Raw genomic sequence first — 17618 nt, forward strand, 5'->3', positions numbered from 1 at the left:
AAGGTTACTGCGTTGTCGGCTTGTTGTGCTCGGTGGTTGGCAGCGAACTGGGCAGGCGGGATTCGACCGCAGCTGCTGTGTGGTCGCACCTGGTTGTAGTCGCGTCGCCAGTCGGCGATGACCTGGCGGGCTTGGGCGAGCGAGGTGAACCAGTGTTCGTTGAGGCACTCGTCCCTGAACTTGCCGTTGAAGCTCTCGATGTAGCCGTTCTGCATGGGCCTGCCCGGCTCGATCAACAGGTGCTTGATGCCGTGGCGTTGCGTCCATGCGATGAAGGCCCGGCTGGTGAACTCGGGGCCGTAGTACATCTGGAAGCATCCCCAAGACGTGGGCAGCCACCGTCTCCAAGGTCATCCTGATGGTTCTCACACACCACAGGAGCTTGCCGACGATGACTGCCCAGCCCAATGCTACGCCTGCGGCCACGTGGGTCGCGATTGATATTGCCAAGCGTCACCATGCCGTCCTGATTGAAACGCCTGACGGCAAGCAGCAGCAGTTTCGGATGGCCAGCTCGATGGAAGAGCACGATCGTCTGGTCGCTCTGCTGCGTGGATTACCCCAGCCTGCCAGGATCGCCATGGAACCCACTGGAGACTGCCATCGAACGCTGGCTTTCCGGCTTCTCACGGAAGGCTTCGACGTTTGCCTTGTCTCATCAGTCGCTGGCGCCCGCTACCGCGAAGCAATGTTCAACTCATGGGACAAGAACGACCCGAAAGATGCCCGCGTGATTCTCGCACTGCTCAAGCAGGGCATGACGCTGCGCTACATTGATCCCTTGCTGGCCGGGCACCACGGATTGCAGGAGCTGTCCAAGACTCACTATAAGATCAGCCTGGCAAGGACGCGACTGCAGCACAGCTTGATGACGCACTATCTGCCGCTGTACTTTCCCGAAATCGAGCGCTACTTCGACAGCGCACATGCGGACTGGTTCGCCCGCTTCATGCTCCGCTTTCCTACTGCGGCATCAATCCAACAGCGTGACTGCGAGACGTTCCGCAAGGAGGCGTGGGACCTGGTGGGGCGCAAGGTCAACAAGGCGGCATGGCTACGCGAACTATATGAAATCGCCCTGCGAAGCATTGGCTTGCCTGTCGCCGATGACTCGCTCGAGGTTCAGAGCTTCCGCCTGCAATTGCAGCGCTTCCAGGAGCTGGTCCAGCAGCGCGACCGGCTCGCGGAACAGGCGCACCAGACCCTTTCGGGGCGCCCAGACTATGAGTCGCTGCGTTCGATTCCGGGTATTGGACCTGTGCTTGCACTGACCATTCTGGCCGAGGCTGGCGACCTGCGTCGCTTCGCCCACCATCGCCAGTTCCTGAAGTACTGCGGCCTCGATCTGGCCAAGTGCCAATCAGGCCAATACAAGGGCCAGGAGCGGCTGTCCAAGCGCGGCAATGCGCGCCTTCGCTTCGCCTTCTGGTTTGCCGCCACAGTGGCCATCCGGATGCGGGAGAACAGCTTCCGGGAGAAGTACGAGCGCTACATCCGGAACGATCCATCCAACGCCGACCGCAAAAGAAAAGCACTGACTGCCGTGGCCGCGAAGATGGCGCGTGTCGCCTATGGCCTGGTCAAGCAAAAAACCCAATACCGCTGCTACTTCGAAAATGCTTTACCCCGTGGATCGACCCCTCTCCGTAGGGCCGTCGGGACCTCTTAGGATCCTGTAGATAATGCTCGGGCCTTCCACGGGACTCCATGCTGTTTTAGGCACGTTCGAGGCCGTTCTGGACCTCGTGTTCACTATGGTCAGACCAGGAGACCCTGAAGACGTGGAAGCCCACGGGACTTGGTGCAAATAGCGGTGCGACTTGCCTGACCGGACGTCAGCGACGTCCGCGGATCCGTTCGCTCCCAATTTGTTGTTGACTCCAGAGTTAGCACGTTGTCCGTGCGTACGGCCCGCGGGTAGCCCCGGAAGCAGGCGGCCTGGTCGAGGACCCGGACGACGTAGGCGCCACCCATGCCATGGTCAACCGTGATGTCCACGCACTCGTGGGTGAAGTCGTCGGCCACGGTCAGGCACTTGAGCCGCCGGGCGTTGGCCAGGGCGTCGCTGACGAAGTCCATGCTCCAGACCTGGTTGGGCGCCGTAGCGATCGCCAGAGGCTGTCGCTCAAGCGGGGGGCGCTTGGCCTTCTTGCGTCGGCGCACGGCGAGGCTGGCCTCGCTGTAGAGCCGATAGACCTTCTTGTGGTTCACGTCTGGGAACTCCGGGCGCAGCAGGTCGTGCAGGCGGCGATAGCCGAACCTGCGGCGGATCTGGGCCAGTTCGATGATCCGTGCCGACAGTGCCTGGGTGGCAGGCGTCGGCACGGGCGGGTGGCGGAAGGCATCGCGGGACAGCCCCGCAAGGCGGCAAGCCCGGCGCTCGCTCAACACCGTCTGGTCGAGCATGCGTCGGACTGCCTCGCGCTTGCGTTGCGGGGCTAGCGTTTTACCCCGAAGCCGATCTTCAGCACCTCGATGTCCAAATGGGCGTCGGCCAGCAACCGCTTGAGCCGGTTGTTCTCGGCTTCCAGCTCCTTCAGGCGCTTGGCGTCCTCGGCCTCCATGCCGCCGTACTTGGCCCGCCAGGCGTAGAAGCTGGCGGGGCTGAAGCCGTGCTGGCGGCCCAGTTCCGCGACTGCCATGCCGGCCTCGGCCTGCTTGATGAATCCGATGATCTGTTCGGTGGTGAAGCGACTCTTGCGCATGTCCGTCCTCTCGGGTTGACGGACTTTACAGCTTCACGTGGTACGGCTCAGTGGGGGCAGGTCAAGAGGTCTCGGCGGCGCGGTCGCCGCGCTCGCGCAGCAGCCAGTAGGTCGCACCCAGAGCCAGCGTGGCGCCTGCCAGCGCGGCTATCTTTGCGGGGCTCGCCTCGGGGTCAAGGATCACGAACTTGCGCGCCAGCGCGATCAGACCGATGAGGATCACGGTCTTGACCTGGATGATGCTGTCCCGACGCAGCGCCACGCGCACAATGGAATGCTTGAACTCCATCGCGATCAAGAGCGTCATGATCATGCCGAACACACTCTGGAATACCTTGTGATCCAGGGGATTGAAGGCATCGAGGACCAGCAGCGTGAAGACGATGGCGATGAGCTGGAACAGCGACACCACGATGATGACGGCAATTACCGCCGACAGAACGAGGGCGACGACCTGCTCGAAGCGATCGTATAAACTCATGATGGCCCATTGGTCACGGAAGACCTGAAATGGATTGCGGCCTGTTGACTTCATGCAGATGGACTCCCTGCGACATTGCCGCTGTCGAGACGGCGGCGCATCGCACTGATGTTTCGTTCGACGAGCTCGGCCGACATGCCAAGCGACGACATCACCTGTTCCGCCAGCCCAAGGGCCGCGGCAAAGGATTGCTGGTGTACATGCACGTTGGGCATGGCGCGAAGTGCATCGGCCGCGGTCGTACTTCTGCATGACACCCACAAGGTCAGCGCCGGACGGCGCTCGGCAATCGCCTGGGCGATGCGCAGCACTTGCTGGGCATGGTCGAACGTGAGCACCACCAGACGCGCTTGCGCCAACCCGGCAGCCAGCAAGGTATCGGGGCGACTGGCATCGCCATGGAACACCGGCGCGCCGGCGGCACGTGCGGCCTCGACCTTCTGCTCGTCTGCTTCCAGCAGCAGATGCGCCACGCCCGCGTGTCGAAGAATTTCGCTGACTGTCAGGCCAAGCTCGCCTGCGCCGCAGATGATGACGTGGTCTCGAAATCGCGCTGTCTGCGCGGTGATCTCAACTTCTTCAGCCTGGGGTGGCTGAATGACGCCGCCGGTGCGGCTCAAGAACCGGGCAAGTACATCGTGATGGCGGATCAGCAGCGGTGCCAAGGCCATGCTGAGCACCAGCGCGACCAGCATGGGTTGTACGACGGTCGCGGGAATCAGATGCTGCTGCAAGACCATGCCCAACAACAGCAGGGCGAACTCGCCGCCATGCCCCAACGCTATGCCCGTGCGCCAGGCATCGAAGGCGGACAGGCGCGTCGCCCGCAAGGCCAGGGTGTTGAGCCCGATCTTGACCGGTACCAGCACTGCCAGCCACGCGAACACCGCCAGTGGTGCCGAAAGAATCTGCGCTCCGTCCAACTGCAGGCCGATGGTCACGAAGAACACCCCCGACAACACATCGCGAAACGGTTTGAGGTGGCTTTCCATGTGGTGACGGAAGTCGCTCTCGCCCAGCACCATGCCGGCCAAAAACGCACCCAGGGCGGCGGATACGCCGACCGCGTGTGCAGCAGCGGCGGCAGCCACCACCACGCACAAGGAAACCAGCACGAAGGATTCTTCGTGGCCCTGCCGCGCCACCCAGCCCAGCAGGCCATGCAACAGACGACGGGAGGCGAGGGCCGCTGCCGCGAACAACATCAGCACGCCCAACACTTCGAGCAGCACGCTCTCGATCTTCGGCGACTCGCCGCGCGCCCAGATCGCCAGCAGGGCCAGCAGGGGCACGCTGGCCAGGTCCTGAAAGACCAGCACGGCGATGGCGCTGCGGCCGTGGCGGGTGGTGAGCTCGCCTTGGTCGGCCAGCTGTCGGCTGACCAGCGCCGTGGACGACATGGCCGCCGCAGTGCTGAGCAACGCAGCGCACTGAACTGGCTGTCCCAGCCACATCAACATCAAGGTCAGTGGCGTGGCGACAGCGATCATCTGCAAGCTGCCGGCCGCCAATACGGTTTTACGGGAAAGCCAGAAGTGCCCGAGGGAGAACTCCAGCCCAACCATGAACAGCAGCAGGGCCACGCCCAGCTCGGACAGAAAATCAAGCGCTTCTCCCGGCGCGACTACACCGCTGACCGACGGGCCCAGCAAGGCGCCGACGGCGAGGTAACCCAGCAAGGCGGGTACTCTGAACGCCGCCGTCGCCACCGCCGCGAGACTGCATGCCGCCAGCAGGATCAGGGTGGCGCCGAGCAAGTCCTGCATCGGTCAGCGCCCCACCTGTGCAGATGCCCAGCGCACGATGTCCTGCGCGCCCATGGCGCCCGCCTGACGCCCGATCTCCCGCCCACCTTGGAACAGGGCGAGCGTCGGAATGCTGCGGATGCCGAACTGCGCGGCCAGGTGGGGTTCTGCCTCGGTATTGACCTTGGCCAGCCTGACCCTGGGTTCGAGCTGACGCGCCGCTTGCTGGAACTGCGGGGCCATCATCTTGCACGGCCCGCACCAAGGTGCCCAGAAATCTACCAACAGTGGCAGGTCGCTGCGCTCCACGTGGCGCGAGAACGTCGCCGTGGTCAACTCGATGGGTTCGCCCGTGAACAAGGGCTGCTGGCAGCGGCCGCAGTTGGGATGTTCCGATAGCTTCGCAGTCGGTACGCGGTTGATGGACTGGCAATGCGGACAGACGAGGTGAAGATCATTCTTCATGGTTCGCCTCCTTGGACCACAGTGAGGCTGCCGCGCTTCGGGTCACAGACAATGCCGACCAATCAACGCCTTGGAGCCAATCGTTCCCGTCTTTGCTTACTCCGGCCTCTTCCAAATGAGCAGCGATGAACGCTTCGGCCTGCATGAGCCACCTTTGGACAGTATCTTCCTTACTAGGAATCAGCAGGATTTCAGAGACGCTGCTGGCATCCAGCCCGTCCACACGGATAAGCAGAAAAATGCGCCGCCACAAACGCGGCATGTCCTTCAGCAGGTCGAATGCAAAAGCGAACTCGCTCGACCGATCAACTAGCTCCTGCTGTTCCGCGATCGTTGCGGCATCGGGATGCTGACTGTCAGCGATGATATCGGCCAGCCTGAGTGTGTCATCGGGCTGATAAAATTCGAAGACTTCCTCTTCCACCATGGCCTCGGCGACGTCCTGGGCATCCGCTTCGACCGGCGCGTCCAGAGAAACGAATTCGCCAAATTGCCGGCTGTTTGCCACTTCGTGATCCAGCACGGCGAACAGATGCTTCAGAAGACCGAAGTAAGCCGCTTTTTCTTCCGGCACGGATTGCCATTCCACCTCAGCTTGGACAATCGCTTCATCCACCACGTCGCGCAGCGTCGGATAATCGCGCGGTAAATCGCCGACGGCACGCAGATAAGCCAGCTCACGCCTTGCGACAGCCTCAAGTTTCGACAGTAGAGGCATTCGGGTCACTTTGGCCTCATGGGCGGCTGACGCGGGTTTTGCGGCAATTCGCACCTTGAGCTCGCGCAAGCGCTCGCGTCGTGCTTTGCGCTTGATCTGGTCCTGAGCATGCAGCCGGTCAAAATGCTTCTTGGCCTGACGGCACAACGACTGTGCGAGCATCTGCGCGAGGGGCGTCAGCTCGTCATGTGATGCAGTAACGCTGACAATCTTTCTGCCGGGCAGGTGCATATAGCCACTGGCCAGAAATTGCCGCTTGGTCTTGTCGCGATCAAGGACGATTCGAAGTCGCACTGAATCTTTAGTGTGTTTGTCGAGCAATGGCTTGAGGGCGTGCTCGACCGCATTTCCCAAAGCTCTCTGCCATGGTTCATGAAACTCTTTGTCGACAGCTCGATAGCTATATTGCGTCTGCATGTATGACTCCTTTGATGTCATTTCTATGGAGGCACGAACCGAAAATGCTCATATCCATAGAATTTAGTTTGACCCGCTCTTATCCCTGGCGCGTTCTGCGAAGACGCCAACTCAAGAACAAAAGCGTGACACCATAGACTGCCGCATAGAAGCCCAGCAGCCAGCCTGCGGCCAGGAATGACTCGGCCGGACGGGAGAAAAATATCCACAAGACGATAGCGCCAAGGACTATCGAGAGCAGTCCACTGAAGGCAAGCCAGATTTCACCCTTGATTTCTTGACGCAGCCGAACCGCGGCGGATATCTCCAGTACACCGGTGAAAATCGCCCAGACCCCCACGCTAGCCCATAAAAAAGAAGCCATGACCATCGTGGCGACCAAAGGAGCAACCAGGACGACAACGCCGGTAAGCATACCGACAATGCCGCTGAACAGCAGCCAGCCCCAGCGCTCTTTTTTCTGGATATGGCGCACCGCTGCAACCAAGTTGAAAGCGCCATTGACCAAGGAGAATGCGCCGAACACTAAGGTCGTGGCCAACAGAGCCGATTGTGGCATCCAGAACGCAAGGGCTGCGAAAATCAATGCCAAGACACCGCGCAGCGCAAAAAGCCACCAATTTTGGCTCAGCGAACACAGTGCTTTGGTGGGGTCATCCGCATTGGAATTGGCGATGGTGTCTGTGTTCATGCAATATCTCCTAAAGACCTATACGAGATGAAAAATCAAACACTCATGGGACAAGAGAGGGGGCGCTATGCGCCCCCTCTCCAGCGGTTTCAGAACAACCTGGACAGTTTTGCCTTGACTTCATCGAGCCAGCCTTTTCCGCCGCCTCCCCCTCCCGTCTTCTGCTTGATTTTCTTGAGTTCATCGTACATGGACTCAAAGTCCTTCCTTTTTCCATAGCCCAGCAGTTCTGCCATTTCCAACTGCTGCCGGGCTTCGTTCAACAATGTCTCCAGGCGCTCATTGGATGCTTCGCTGCGCTGACCATCTTCTACCAGGGGCTCGGCGCGCTTCAGGAGCAGCCTGGCGCGCAGGGCGGGCAGCGGATGCACGCTGCGCGTCTCGACCAGCGTGCTGAGCGCTGCCTGCAGCGCGGCTTTGGCTTCTTCGATCTTGCCCTGATCGATCAGCGGCACGACTGACTTCACGGCTGCGGGATAGGACGCCAGAGGGATGTTGGTGACCGCGATCACGATCTCACTGGCCAGCAAAGCCAGCACGTGACGTGCCTGTTGCACCTCGCCATGTTTGAGGGCATCCAGCGCCTCGTCGGTCATCGCCTCAATGGTGTCCGTGTTGGCGAACAGGTCGTGCACGATGGTGCGCACATCAACGGGGGCCAGGGCGAGCGTGGGTTCGCGCGCAACGATCAGCTCCAGCTTTCCCGTCACTTCGGCCAGCGTTGCCAATGCGCGTGCAGCGTCCTTGCCGTCAAGTGCGGCCAGCGCTGATTTGGTCAGCGCCAAGGCCGAGACGGCCTCATCGAGGACTTGTTTACGTTTGTCTGCCGCCTGCGAGTCCGTTTCCTTCTGAACCTCAGGCTGTACCTCCGTGACGACTTCAGGCTTGGCCTCTGGACTGACAGGAAGGCTGCTTACCGCGGCCTGTTCGTTTATTTCTTTGTTCGTCGCATTGGGATTCGATGTTTGCTCATTCATGGTGATATGTCTCGTATGAGTTAGTGAAAATAGGCGAATCTATTGGGCTGACTGCGCCCATCGCGAGACTAGCCGATGGTGCAGTCAGCTCCTTCACCACATCAAGACAGCCTTTGGATGCGCATCTTCAACTCGTCGAACCACCCCTTGCCGCTTTTTCCTCCGGCGGATTTCTGCTCGATAGCCTTCACCTGATCGAAGATGGGCTTGAAGTCCGCCTTCTTGCCATAACCCAGGATCTGCGCCAGCTCGATTTCCGTGCGCACGTAGGCCAGCAGGGCGCTGAGCTCCTCGCTCTGTTTGGCATTGCGCTTGCCGGTCTCGGCCAGCTTTTCCGCTTTTGCCATCGCGGCTTCGGCCCGTAGCACGGGCAGAGGAAAGGCGACCGAGGTCATCACCATCGTGTTCAGCGCTCGGGCGAGCACCGCCTTGGCATCGTCAATCTTGCCGCTGTCGATGAGCCGTGCGGCCGACTTGATCGCTGCCGGGTACGTTGCCATCGGCAGGTTGTCGGTTTCGATCACGATTTCGCTGGCAAGATTGGCGACGATGGGCCGTGCCTTTTGCACCTCGCCATCATCCAACAACTCCCGAGACAACTTGACCGCTTTCTTGACCGATTCCACGTCGGCGTGGATGTCATGGGTGATGACGCGTACATCGACGGGCGCCAAAGCAAGTTTTGGGTCACGCGCCAATACCAGTTCCAGCTTTCCGCTGGCCAGTTCCAGCGCAGCGAGCGCCTCCTTGGTCTTCCTTGCATCAAGGAGGATCAATGCCTCATGGGTCTTGGCCAGCGCAGTGATTGCATCTTGGGCGAGTTTGGCGCGCTTTCCCGCGGCTTCCCGGGCGACCTTGTCATCTACCTGTGGCTGTGCCGCCTTGGATGCGGCAGAGGGTGCTGCAGCACCTGGGCTAGAACCTGCCGCCGATTGGGCCAGAGCCGGTCCGCTCAGTCCGACGACGACCGCCAGGGCAAGTGCGGAGAAGATGTATTGTGGCTGTTTGATATTCATGATCTTGGGCTCCTGATTGAAGTTAGTTGACTGAGATTTCAATCTGTTTCGGTTTGGCTTGCTCGGCCTTGACAAGCCGCACTTCCAGCACGCCGTCTTTCATCGAAGCCGTCACCTTGGTCGGATCAACGTTGTCAGGCAAGACAAAGCTGCGCACAAAGCGGCCATACGCACGTTCGATGCGGTGGAACTTCTTGCCCTGCTCCTCTTTTTCCAGTTTGCGCTCGCCGCTGATGGTGAGCACGCCGTTTTCCGCGCTGACGCGCACGGCATCCTTGGGGACCTCCGGCAGATCCAGCTTGAGGATGAATGCGTTCTCATCCTCGCTGACGTCCACCATTGGTGCCCAGTCCGCCGTGGTCATGGCTTCGTTGCCGGTACGGGCGCCCTGTCGCTGGGGTGTCCGTCCCAACATCGTCGCCAGGCGGTTTTGCAATTCATCCAGCTCCCGGAAGGGGTCCCACGGAGTCAATGCAGACATATCGGTTCTCCTTGAACAATGCCGGCGAATTGGATGACGCACTGAACAGAGCCGTCGGCTTACTCTGAATGGCACCTACTACTGTTTTCAGTTCCGAGCAAGTCCTTGAGTCAATTGACGGATATCGCTTTCGTCGAGCGTTTCCCGCGCCAGCAGCTCGCGCGCGCAGCGCTCCAGCACTTCTCGGTTGATTTCGAGAATTCGGTATGCACGATCAAACACACCCATCACGATGTCACGGATGGCTTGGTCGATGCGTGTCTGAGTCGATTCGGCTACCCGGCAGCCACCCTGAACCAGTTCAGGCGCATCAAGAAAACGCGGCATCTGTGCCTCAAAAGCAACGTACCCCAAGCCCTCATCCATGCCGAAGCGTGTAATCATGTCGCGGGCGATGTCGGTGGCCCGCGCGAGATCGTCTGCGGCACCGGTCGACAGTTCGCCAAACACCAACTTCTCTGCGGCGCGCCCGCCCAACAGCACGGCGATCTTGTACTCCAGATCGACGCGCGTCATCAGGAAGCGGTCTTCGGTGGGGCGTTGCAGGGTGTAGCCCAGCGCGCCGATGCCGCGCGGGATGATCGAGATCTTGTGCACGGGGTCGGTGCCGGGCAGCGCCAGCGCCACCGGCGCATGGCCCATCTCGTGATAGGCCACGGTTTCCCGCTCCTTGGGATTGAGCACGCGGTTCTTCTTCTCCAGGCCCGCCACGATGCGCTCGATGGCGGCGGTGAAGTTTTGCAGTTCCACAGCCTGCGCCTTGCGCCGCGTCGCGTTCAGCGCTGCTTCGTTCACGAGATTGGCCAGATCAGCGCCGGAAAAGCCGGTGGTCAGCGCCGCCACCTGTTCCAGATCTACACCGTGGGCCAGGGTGATCTTCTTGACATGGACCTTCAGGATATCCAGGCGACCTTTCTTGTCGGGCCGGTCCACCAGCACCTGACGGTCGAAGCGACCGGCGCGCAGCAGCGCCTGGTCGAGGATTTCGGGCCGGTTGGTGGCAGCCAGGATGATGAGCCCCACCGAGCTGTCGAAGCCATCCATCTCGGTAAGCAACTGGTTCAAGGTCTGCTCGCGCTCGTCGTGGCCGCCGATGGGGCCGCCGACACCGCGCGCGCGGCCCAGTGCGTCGAGTTCGTCGATGAAGATGATGCCGGGCGCCTGCCCGCGCGCCTGCTCGAACAGGTCGCGCACGCGCGCCGCACCCACGCCGACGAACATCTCGACAAACTCTGATCCGGAGATGGAGAAGAAGGGCACCGCCGCCTCGCCGGCAACAGCCTTGGCCAGCAATGTCTTGCCGGTGCCCGGTGGGCCCACCAGCAACACGCCCTTGGGAATGCGCGCCCCGAGCCGTCCACACTCCTGCGGATTCTTGAGGAAATCGACGATCTCAACCAACTCCGCCTTGGCTTCATCGACGCCAGCGACATCAGCAAAGGTCACGCCAGTGTTCTTCTCCATGAATACCTTGGCGCGGCTCTTGCCGATGCTCAGGAAACCGCCCATGCCCTGCTTCTCGGCAAAGCGGCGGAACAGGAAGAACCAGACGCCGAAGAAGGCCACCGCCGGCAGAATCCAGGAGAGCACATCACGCAGCCAGGTGCTTTCCACCACCCGCGCGTAAGGCACGTCGTATTTGGACAGCCGCTCGGCCAGGTCGGGTTCGACACGGGTGGCCACGATGGTGGTCTTGCCCCGGCTGTCCGGTGATTTCAGGCGCCCGGTCACCGTGCGGTCCGACACCAGTACTTCGGCGACGCGCCCCTCGGCCAGCGCTTTCTCGAACTCACTATAGGGAACGGGTTCAACCGTCTTCGCCGCCTGCCAGTAGTTCTGCAGCGTCAGCAGCAACAGGCCGGCGACGATCCAGTAGCCGATGTTCCATTGATCTTTCTTTTCCATCGGCAATGTTCCTCGCAAGTCGTGTCGCTAGAGAATGGGGGTGAACAGACGGGCCACCCCGTCGCGCAAGCGGATGGCCAGCGGGCGGGCGCGCAACGCCATGGCCGATATCTCGTTCGATGCATCACGGGCGGCATCAAAAAGGGATTCCAGCCGCGTAGACAGCGCGGTGTCGTACACCTCCACATTGAACTCGAAGTTGAGGCGCAGGCTGCGCGCATCCCAGTTGGCCGAACCCAGGCAGCACCACTGGCCGTCTATCAGCATCAGCTTGCTGTGGTCGAACGGGCCAGGACGTTCGAAGATGCGCACACCGTGCTCCAGCACCTGCCAGTAGTGGGCGCGCGCGGCCCATTGCACCGTGGGATGGTCACCGTTTGCGGGCGTCAGCACGTCGATACGCACCCCGCGCAACGCAGCCGTGCTAAGCGCCGCGATCATCGGCTGATCGGGGACGAAATAAGGTGTCCAGATGCGCACCGAATGCTTCGCCGCGCTCAAAGCGCCCATGAAGGTCCAGCGCATCCTGTCCAGGGCCTCGTCGGGACCGGCCTCGATGCCGCGCGCCCAAGAGGTCCCTTGCTCATCAGCCATTGCGGGCGATTCGCGCCAGAAACCCTCGCCGAGCTGCTCGCCCGTGGCATCGCACCAATCATCGGTGAAGCACTGCATCAGATGCGCAACCACCGGCCCGCGCAGACGAAAGTGCAAATCGTGACAGGCCTGGCCCGGCGCATCGGGCCGCCAATACGGGCTGCAGATATTCATGCCACCGGTGAAACCTGCCTCGCCATCGATCACCAGCAGCTTGCGGTGATTGCGCAGATGCGCGGCATGCAGGCGCGCGGGAATCAACGTCGGGTTGAACGTCGCCGCCGGAACGCCGGCGCGTTGCAAGGCGCGGTAGGCGCTGCGGGGCGTCCAGCGGGCATACACGTCGTCGATCAGCACCCGCACTTGCACGCCGCGCTCATGAGCCCGGCGCAGCGCATCGACGAACTGCGCCCCGATGCCTTGGCTGTCGAAGATGTACGAGGCCAAGGCGACGCTGTTCCGCGCCGATTCGATGGCGGCGAGCATGGCCGGGTAGGCCCGCTCGCCATCGACAAGCGGCTCGATGCGGTTGCCGCCGGTCAGCGACTGGCCGGTGGCGCGTCCTACCAGGTGCGCCAGGCCGGCAAGCGGCGGCGATACGGGCTCGGGCACCGTGGGCGAGAGATCCTGTCGAACAGCAAGATCCGTCCCCGGAAACAGCCGCCGTGCCCGCCGCTGGTAACGGTTGATGCCGAACAGCCCATACAGCAGCGAACCGCCCAGCGGCAACAAGGCGATCAGCAGTATCCACAGCGTGGCCGATCGAGGGTCACGCTTGTAGATGACCGCGTGCCCCGCCGTGGGGACAGCGACCGCCAGCGACACGAGGGTGGCTGCCCATGTCAGCCCGTTGGGGTCGGACACGATAGCCTCCTCATGACTCAAGATTCGCCGCCCGCCGGCTTCTTCTTGCGCTTAGGCTTGCTCTCGCCGTTCGGCGGTGCCTCGGCCACGTTCGCGGCATCGGACTTATCAGGCTCGGCCGGCTGCGCGGGTGGCTCCTTGCGCTCGAAGACGACGCGTTCGGCCTTGTCGTCCCAGCGGGCGCTGGCGTGATCGCCCTTGCCGATACCGCCACCCAGCATCTCGCGCGCCAATGCGGTCTCCAGTTCGCTGCGGATCAGCCGCTTGAGCTCACGCGCGCCGAACTCGGGCTTGTAGCCTTCCTCCGCGAAGTGATCGATCAAGGTCTGATCGAAGGTCAGCGTCACGCCCTGGCTGGCGGCGTTGCGGGCCACACGATCGAGCTGCAGGCCGACGATATGGCGGATCTCCTCCTTGCCCAGCGCATGGAAGACGATGATCTCGTCGATGCGGTTGAGGAACTCGGGGCGGAAGTGTCCGCGCAGCACGTCCATCACCTCGGACTTGGTCCTCTCGTATTCCTCGCCGGCGGCGCCACGGGCCTTCAGCCGACGCTGGATGATGTCCGAGCCCAGATTCGAGGTGGCGATGATGATGGTGTTGGTGAAATCCACCACCCGGCCCTTGCCGTCGGTGAGGCGACCGTCGTCGAACACCTGTAGCAGGATGTTGTAGACGTCGGGGTGCGCTTTTTCGATCTCGTCCAGCAGCAACACGCTGTAGGGCTTGCGACGCACCTTCTCGGTGAGCTGGCCGCCCTCGTCATAGCCCACATAACCCGGAGGCGCGCCCACCAGGCGTGCCACGGTATGGCGTTCCCCGTACTCGGACATGTCGATGCGCAGCAGCGCACCTTCATCGCCATAGATGGACTCGGCCAGCGCCTTGGCGAGCTCGGTCTTGCCCACGCCGGTCGGCCCGAGGAACAGAAAAGTCGCCACCGGCTTGCTGCCTTCGCGCAGGCCCGCGCGCGCCAGACGCACGGCATCGGCCACCGCGCGCACCGCTTCGTCCTGGCCCACCACGCGCTCGTGCAGCCGCTGCTCCAGATGCAGCAGCTTCTCGCGCTCTTCCACCGTCAGCTCGCTGACCGGGATGCCGGTCAGCCGCGAGACGATCTGCGCGACATGCTCGGCTTTGACCTCGGCGCTGCCCGAGGCGCGCTCGCGTTCCCATTCCTCGACGAGCTTCTTGAGTTCGGCCTCCTTGGCCTCGATGCGCTTGCCCAGCTCGGCGGCCTTGTCGTACTGCTTGCGCGAGGCCATGTAGTCCTGCTCACGCCGCAGCTGGTGCAGTTCGGCCTCCAGCTCCTGCACGGCAACCGGGCGGGCCGTGGCTGACAGCTTCACGCGTGCGGCTGCCTGGTCGAGCAGGTCGATGGCCTTGTCGGGCAGAAAGCGGGCGGTGATGTAACGGTCGGACAACTCGGCGGCGGCGATGATCGCGTCCTCTGTGATACTGACCTTGTGGTGCGCTTCGAACGTGTCGCGCAGGCCGCGCAGGATCATAATGGTCTGCGCTACCGTCGGCTCGGGCACCATCACCGGCTGGAAGCGACGCTCCAGCGCGGCATCCTTTTCGATGTACTTCTGATACTCGTTGAGCGTGGTGGCGCCGATCAGGTTCAGCTCGCCGCGCGCCATCATCGGCTTGAACACGTTGGCCACGTCCAGCCCGCCTTCGCCGCCACCCTGGCCGGCACCGACGATGGTGTGCACCTCGTCGATGAAGAGAATCAGCTCGCCCTGGTGCTCGGTCACTTCCTTGAGCACCTTCTGCACACGCTCCTCGAACTCGCCGCGGTACTTGGCGCCGGCCACCATGGCGTTGATGTTGAGTTCCACCAGGCGCTTGTCGCGCAGCGTCTCGGGCACCTCGCCTGCGACCATGCGCTGCGCCAGCCCTTCGACGATGGCGGTCTTGCCCACGCCAGGCTCGCCGATCAGCACCGGGTTGTTCTTCTTGCGCCGGGCCAGCACTTCGATGGTCGTCTCGATCTCCTGCGCGCGGCCGATGACCGGATCGAGCTTGCCCTCGCGCGCCATCTTGGTGAGGTCGCGCGAATACTTGTCGAGTTCCGGCGTATTGGTCGGCGTCTCGGCACGGCCGTCCTCGGCCCCCTTGCCGACCACCTTGCTCACCTGCTGGCGCAGCGCCTGCGGCGTGAGCCCGTAGCGGCGCAGCAGGTTGGCTGCCAAGCCTTCGCCTTCTTCGGCCAGGCCGATCAGAAAGTGCTCTGGCCCCACATAGGAATGACTCAACTCGTTGGAGGCCACGAAGGCACGGCTGAGCGCATCCTTGACACGTGGCGACACGCCGATCTCGCCTTCGAACGGCTTGTCGCCACGCTTGGCTTCGGATTCGATCTGCCGCTTGAGGTCATCGACCTTGATCTTGAACTGCCCCAGGATGGTCTTGACCACGTCGCTGTCGGTCAGCGCCAGCAGCAGGTGTTCGGTATCGACTTCGGGCCGGCCGAACTCGGCAGCATGTTTGGCGGCTTCCTGCAACAGGGCCTCAGACTGTTCGCTGATACGGCTGGCCAGCCCACTGCCGCGGCGGCGCGCCGTGCCCGCCGTTGCGGGAGCGGATTCGCCGAACGAGGCATCGACGACCTCGTCGGTATCGGCCGCCACGGACGGTGCATCGTCACCGATGCGGAAGAAGTCGCTGCCGAGGAAGTCTTCGAACAAACCGCTGCGCGAGCCAAACAGAGCCTCCAGCGGCGAGACGGTGCGCTTTTGCTGGCGCGCCAGTTGGCGATAGTGATCGTCACACAACAGCATGGTGCTGTGGCGACCATTGAGATTGGCTTCCACCCGCACCGTGGCGGGCTGGCCGCAGACTTGGCACTGCTTTCTGGCCATGCTGATGCTCCTTAAAGGGACTGATTTGACGAGGCACCGAAGGTCACGGCGCCTCGCCATTCACTTGGTTGTTTTTCGGAGGACGAGCCGATCGGCGTCAGCCGTTGATCGGGATCGAGCGCCCCTGCCTGGGGGCACTGGCCTCGCGCTTGTCCATCGTGATCGTGAGCACGCCGTTCTTGAAAGCGGCCTTGATCGTTTCCTGGTTGGCATCGGCCGGCAGATTCAGGGCGCGCTGAAAGCTGCCGTAGGAACGCTCCACGCGGTGGAAACCACCATCCTTCGTTTCCTGTTCCCGATGCTTCTCACCGCGCACCAGCAACACATCGTTATCGAGCGTGATCTGGATGTCCTTTTCCTCGACCCCGGGCACTTCCAGGGCGATCTTGTACTGCTTGTCGGTCTCCTGGATGTCCAGGGCCGGCTTCAGCAGGCCCGGCCACTCCGACGGCCAGCGTGGCATGGCCAGCGTCGGGAAACCGAAGCCTCGAAACGCGTCGTCGAACAGGCGATCGATCTCGCGATGCAATTGCAGGATGGGACTGACCGACCCACCCGCCACCGGCAGGTCATTGCGCTGCACCGGCAGCGAGGCAGTGCTCTGTTGTTCTTCCTGCTCCTTCTTGAACCAGTTCCAGGGAGCCAATTTCTTGAGATCAATGTCCATGTCACACCTCCAGAAGAAAAATTGAAGACTCTCGCTCACTCCGTTTGCCTGCGGCGACGGACAGCGCGCCCTGGCGACACGGGTTGTTCCGCTGACTTTGGCTGCTCATCCGTGCGTATCACCTCCTTCTTTCTGCCTGCTTGGGTCTGATCATTGATCCATCGATCGATTTCACTTTGACGAAACCGCCACGTCCCGCCGACCTTGAAGGCCGGAATGTCCCCGTGCGCGGCGAGCCGGTAAAGCGTCCGCTTGCCGACTTTCAAGTAGGCAGCCAACTCGTCGAGTGTGAAGATCGCCTGCTGGCGCGCTGTCATACCACCCCCACAAGTTCCGTCGTCACGCGGCCTCGCCTGAGGAAGTTCTTGCAGAACTTTGCAAGATATTGCGCTTACCATGCCGAAAGTCAAGCGTCAACATCCAGCGATCTGCTGGCTGAACCGCCCCGGAAATCCCGGAGGCTCGTTGGTGTGAGTCACGCCGCCATGGCGAGCTCACGGGTCTGCTGATAGTAGGCTGCTTCAGCTTCGGCTGGGGGGGATGTTGCTGATCGGCTCCAGCAGGCGTCGAAGATTGAACCAGTTCACCCATTCCAGCGTGGCCAGCTCGACGGCCTCGAGGCTTTGCCAGGAGCGACGGTGGATCACCTCGGCCTTGTACAGTCCGTTGGCAATACCCTCAATCAGCAGATGTCCGCTTCGGGTCGCATCACGCCTTGATTCTTGACGTGGGAGAACCCTGACCACCCCCTTCATCAGGAGTAGGTCATGGCAATTCTTCACACATCTCAGCCCCACGAGCCTTGGAACAAGGGAAAGCTGATCGGACAGAAGGCTCCGCTCAAGCTGAAAGATATCTGGGCCATCCGGATCAGACTTCAGCTTTGACCTGCCCCCACTGGCCATACCAGTGATTACTGATAAAGCCCGGGGTTGAAGGTTACTGCGTTGTCGGCTTGTTGTGCTCGGTGGTTGGCAGCGAACTGGGCAGGCGGGATTCGACCGCAGCTGCTGTGTGGTCGCACC

General features: G+C 62.0%; 14 protein-coding genes and 3 pseudogenes. 1 reads left to right on the forward strand and 16 read right to left on the reverse strand.

Annotation, left to right across the window (positions count from 1 at the left end; all coding sequences use genetic code 11):
* A pseudogene (locus tag AC5P7F_RS21310) lies at positions 1 to 299 on the reverse strand (integrase core domain-containing protein); the annotation flags it as partial.
* A gap of 92 nt (positions 300 to 391) precedes the next feature.
* On the opposite strand from AC5P7F_RS21310, the gene AC5P7F_RS21315 reads away from it, so the two are divergent.
* Positions 392 to 1669: an IS110 family RNA-guided transposase gene (locus AC5P7F_RS21315; protein WP_164076862.1), complete on the forward strand. Its 1278-nt coding sequence runs from the start codon at positions 392 to 394 to the stop codon at positions 1667 to 1669.
* Positions 1670 to 1893: 224 nt separating this feature from the next.
* On the opposite strand, the pseudogene AC5P7F_RS21320 reads toward AC5P7F_RS21315, so the two are convergent.
* The 15 genes and pseudogenes from AC5P7F_RS21320 to AC5P7F_RS21390 form a co-directional block, all read right to left on the reverse strand.
* Positions 1894 to 2705 (reverse strand): annotated as a pseudogene (locus AC5P7F_RS21320) (IS3 family transposase); the annotation flags it as partial.
* Positions 2706 to 2766: 61 nt separating this feature from the next.
* Positions 2767 to 3240, reverse strand: a complete 474-nt coding sequence (psiE-GI, locus tag AC5P7F_RS21325; RefSeq protein WP_032961714.1) for a heat resistance protein PsiE-GI — start codon at positions 3238 to 3240, stop codon at positions 2767 to 2769.
* Entirely contained in the window at positions 3237 to 4952 is a 1716-nt protein-coding gene (gene kefB-GI / locus AC5P7F_RS21330; RefSeq protein ID WP_005409659.1) for a heat resistance system K+/H+ antiporter KefB-GI, read from the reverse strand. The genes psiE-GI and kefB-GI overlap by 4 nt, the downstream gene beginning before the upstream one ends.
* A 3-nt stretch (positions 4953 to 4955) precedes the next feature.
* Positions 4956 to 5396 carry a heat resistance system thioredoxin Trx-GI gene (gene trx-GI, locus AC5P7F_RS21335; protein ID WP_005409660.1) on the reverse strand — a complete coding sequence of 147 codons (441 nt, stop codon included), beginning with the start codon at positions 5394 to 5396 and terminating at the stop codon, positions 4956 to 4958.
* Positions 5386 to 6531, reverse strand: a complete 1146-nt coding sequence (locus AC5P7F_RS21340) for a hypothetical protein (RefSeq protein ID WP_005409661.1) — start codon at positions 6529 to 6531, stop codon at positions 5386 to 5388. The genes trx-GI and AC5P7F_RS21340 overlap by 11 nt, the downstream gene beginning before the upstream one ends.
* 79 nt (positions 6532 to 6610) lie before the next feature.
* Complete coding sequence (locus tag AC5P7F_RS21345; protein WP_005409662.1) at positions 6611 to 7222, reverse strand: HdeD family acid-resistance protein; 612 nt, start codon at positions 7220 to 7222, stop codon at positions 6611 to 6613.
* 89 nt (positions 7223 to 7311) lie between these two features.
* Positions 7312 to 8199: a heat resistance protein YfdX2 gene (gene yfdX2, locus AC5P7F_RS21350; RefSeq protein ID WP_005409663.1), complete on the reverse strand. Its 888-nt coding sequence runs from the start codon at positions 8197 to 8199 to the stop codon at positions 7312 to 7314.
* Between the two features lie 101 nt (positions 8200 to 8300).
* Complete coding sequence (gene yfdX1, locus AC5P7F_RS21355) at positions 8301 to 9215, reverse strand: heat resistance protein YfdX1 (protein ID WP_005409664.1); 915 nt, start codon at positions 9213 to 9215, stop codon at positions 8301 to 8303.
* 22 nt (positions 9216 to 9237) lie between these two features.
* Complete coding sequence (gene hsp20-GI / locus AC5P7F_RS21360) at positions 9238 to 9696, reverse strand: small heat shock protein sHSP20-GI (protein WP_005409665.1); 459 nt, start codon at positions 9694 to 9696, stop codon at positions 9238 to 9240.
* Between the two features lie 87 nt (positions 9697 to 9783).
* Positions 9784 to 11601, reverse strand: coding sequence for an ATP-dependent zinc metalloprotease FtsH (ftsH, locus tag AC5P7F_RS21365; protein WP_495205424.1), 1818 nt, complete (start codon positions 11599 to 11601; stop codon positions 9784 to 9786).
* A 27-nt stretch (positions 11602 to 11628) separates the two neighbouring features.
* The gene (gene cls / locus AC5P7F_RS21370; protein ID WP_005409667.1) at positions 11629 to 13059 is read right to left on the reverse strand and encodes a cardiolipin synthase; all 1431 of its coding nucleotides are present in this window, start codon (positions 13057 to 13059) and stop codon (positions 11629 to 11631) included.
* Between the two features lie 17 nt (positions 13060 to 13076).
* Positions 13077 to 15926 carry a heat shock survival AAA family ATPase ClpK gene (clpK, locus tag AC5P7F_RS21375; RefSeq protein WP_005409668.1) on the reverse strand — a complete coding sequence of 950 codons (2850 nt, stop codon included), beginning with the start codon at positions 15924 to 15926 and terminating at the stop codon, positions 13077 to 13079.
* Between the two features lie 97 nt (positions 15927 to 16023).
* Entirely contained in the window at positions 16024 to 16593 is a 570-nt protein-coding gene (locus AC5P7F_RS21380) for an Hsp20/alpha crystallin family protein (protein WP_005409669.1), read from the reverse strand.
* Positions 16594 to 16628: 35 nt separating this feature from the next.
* Complete coding sequence (locus AC5P7F_RS21385; protein WP_032961707.1) at positions 16629 to 16910, reverse strand: helix-turn-helix domain-containing protein; 282 nt, start codon at positions 16908 to 16910, stop codon at positions 16629 to 16631.
* A gap of 158 nt (positions 16911 to 17068) precedes the next feature.
* Positions 17069 to 17261 (reverse strand): annotated as a pseudogene (locus AC5P7F_RS21390) (IS3 family transposase); the annotation flags it as partial.
* Positions 17262 to 17618 lie beyond the last annotated feature (357 nt).

It is taken from the genome of Stenotrophomonas sp. YJH_SMC_105-26, from assembly GCF_059368915.1.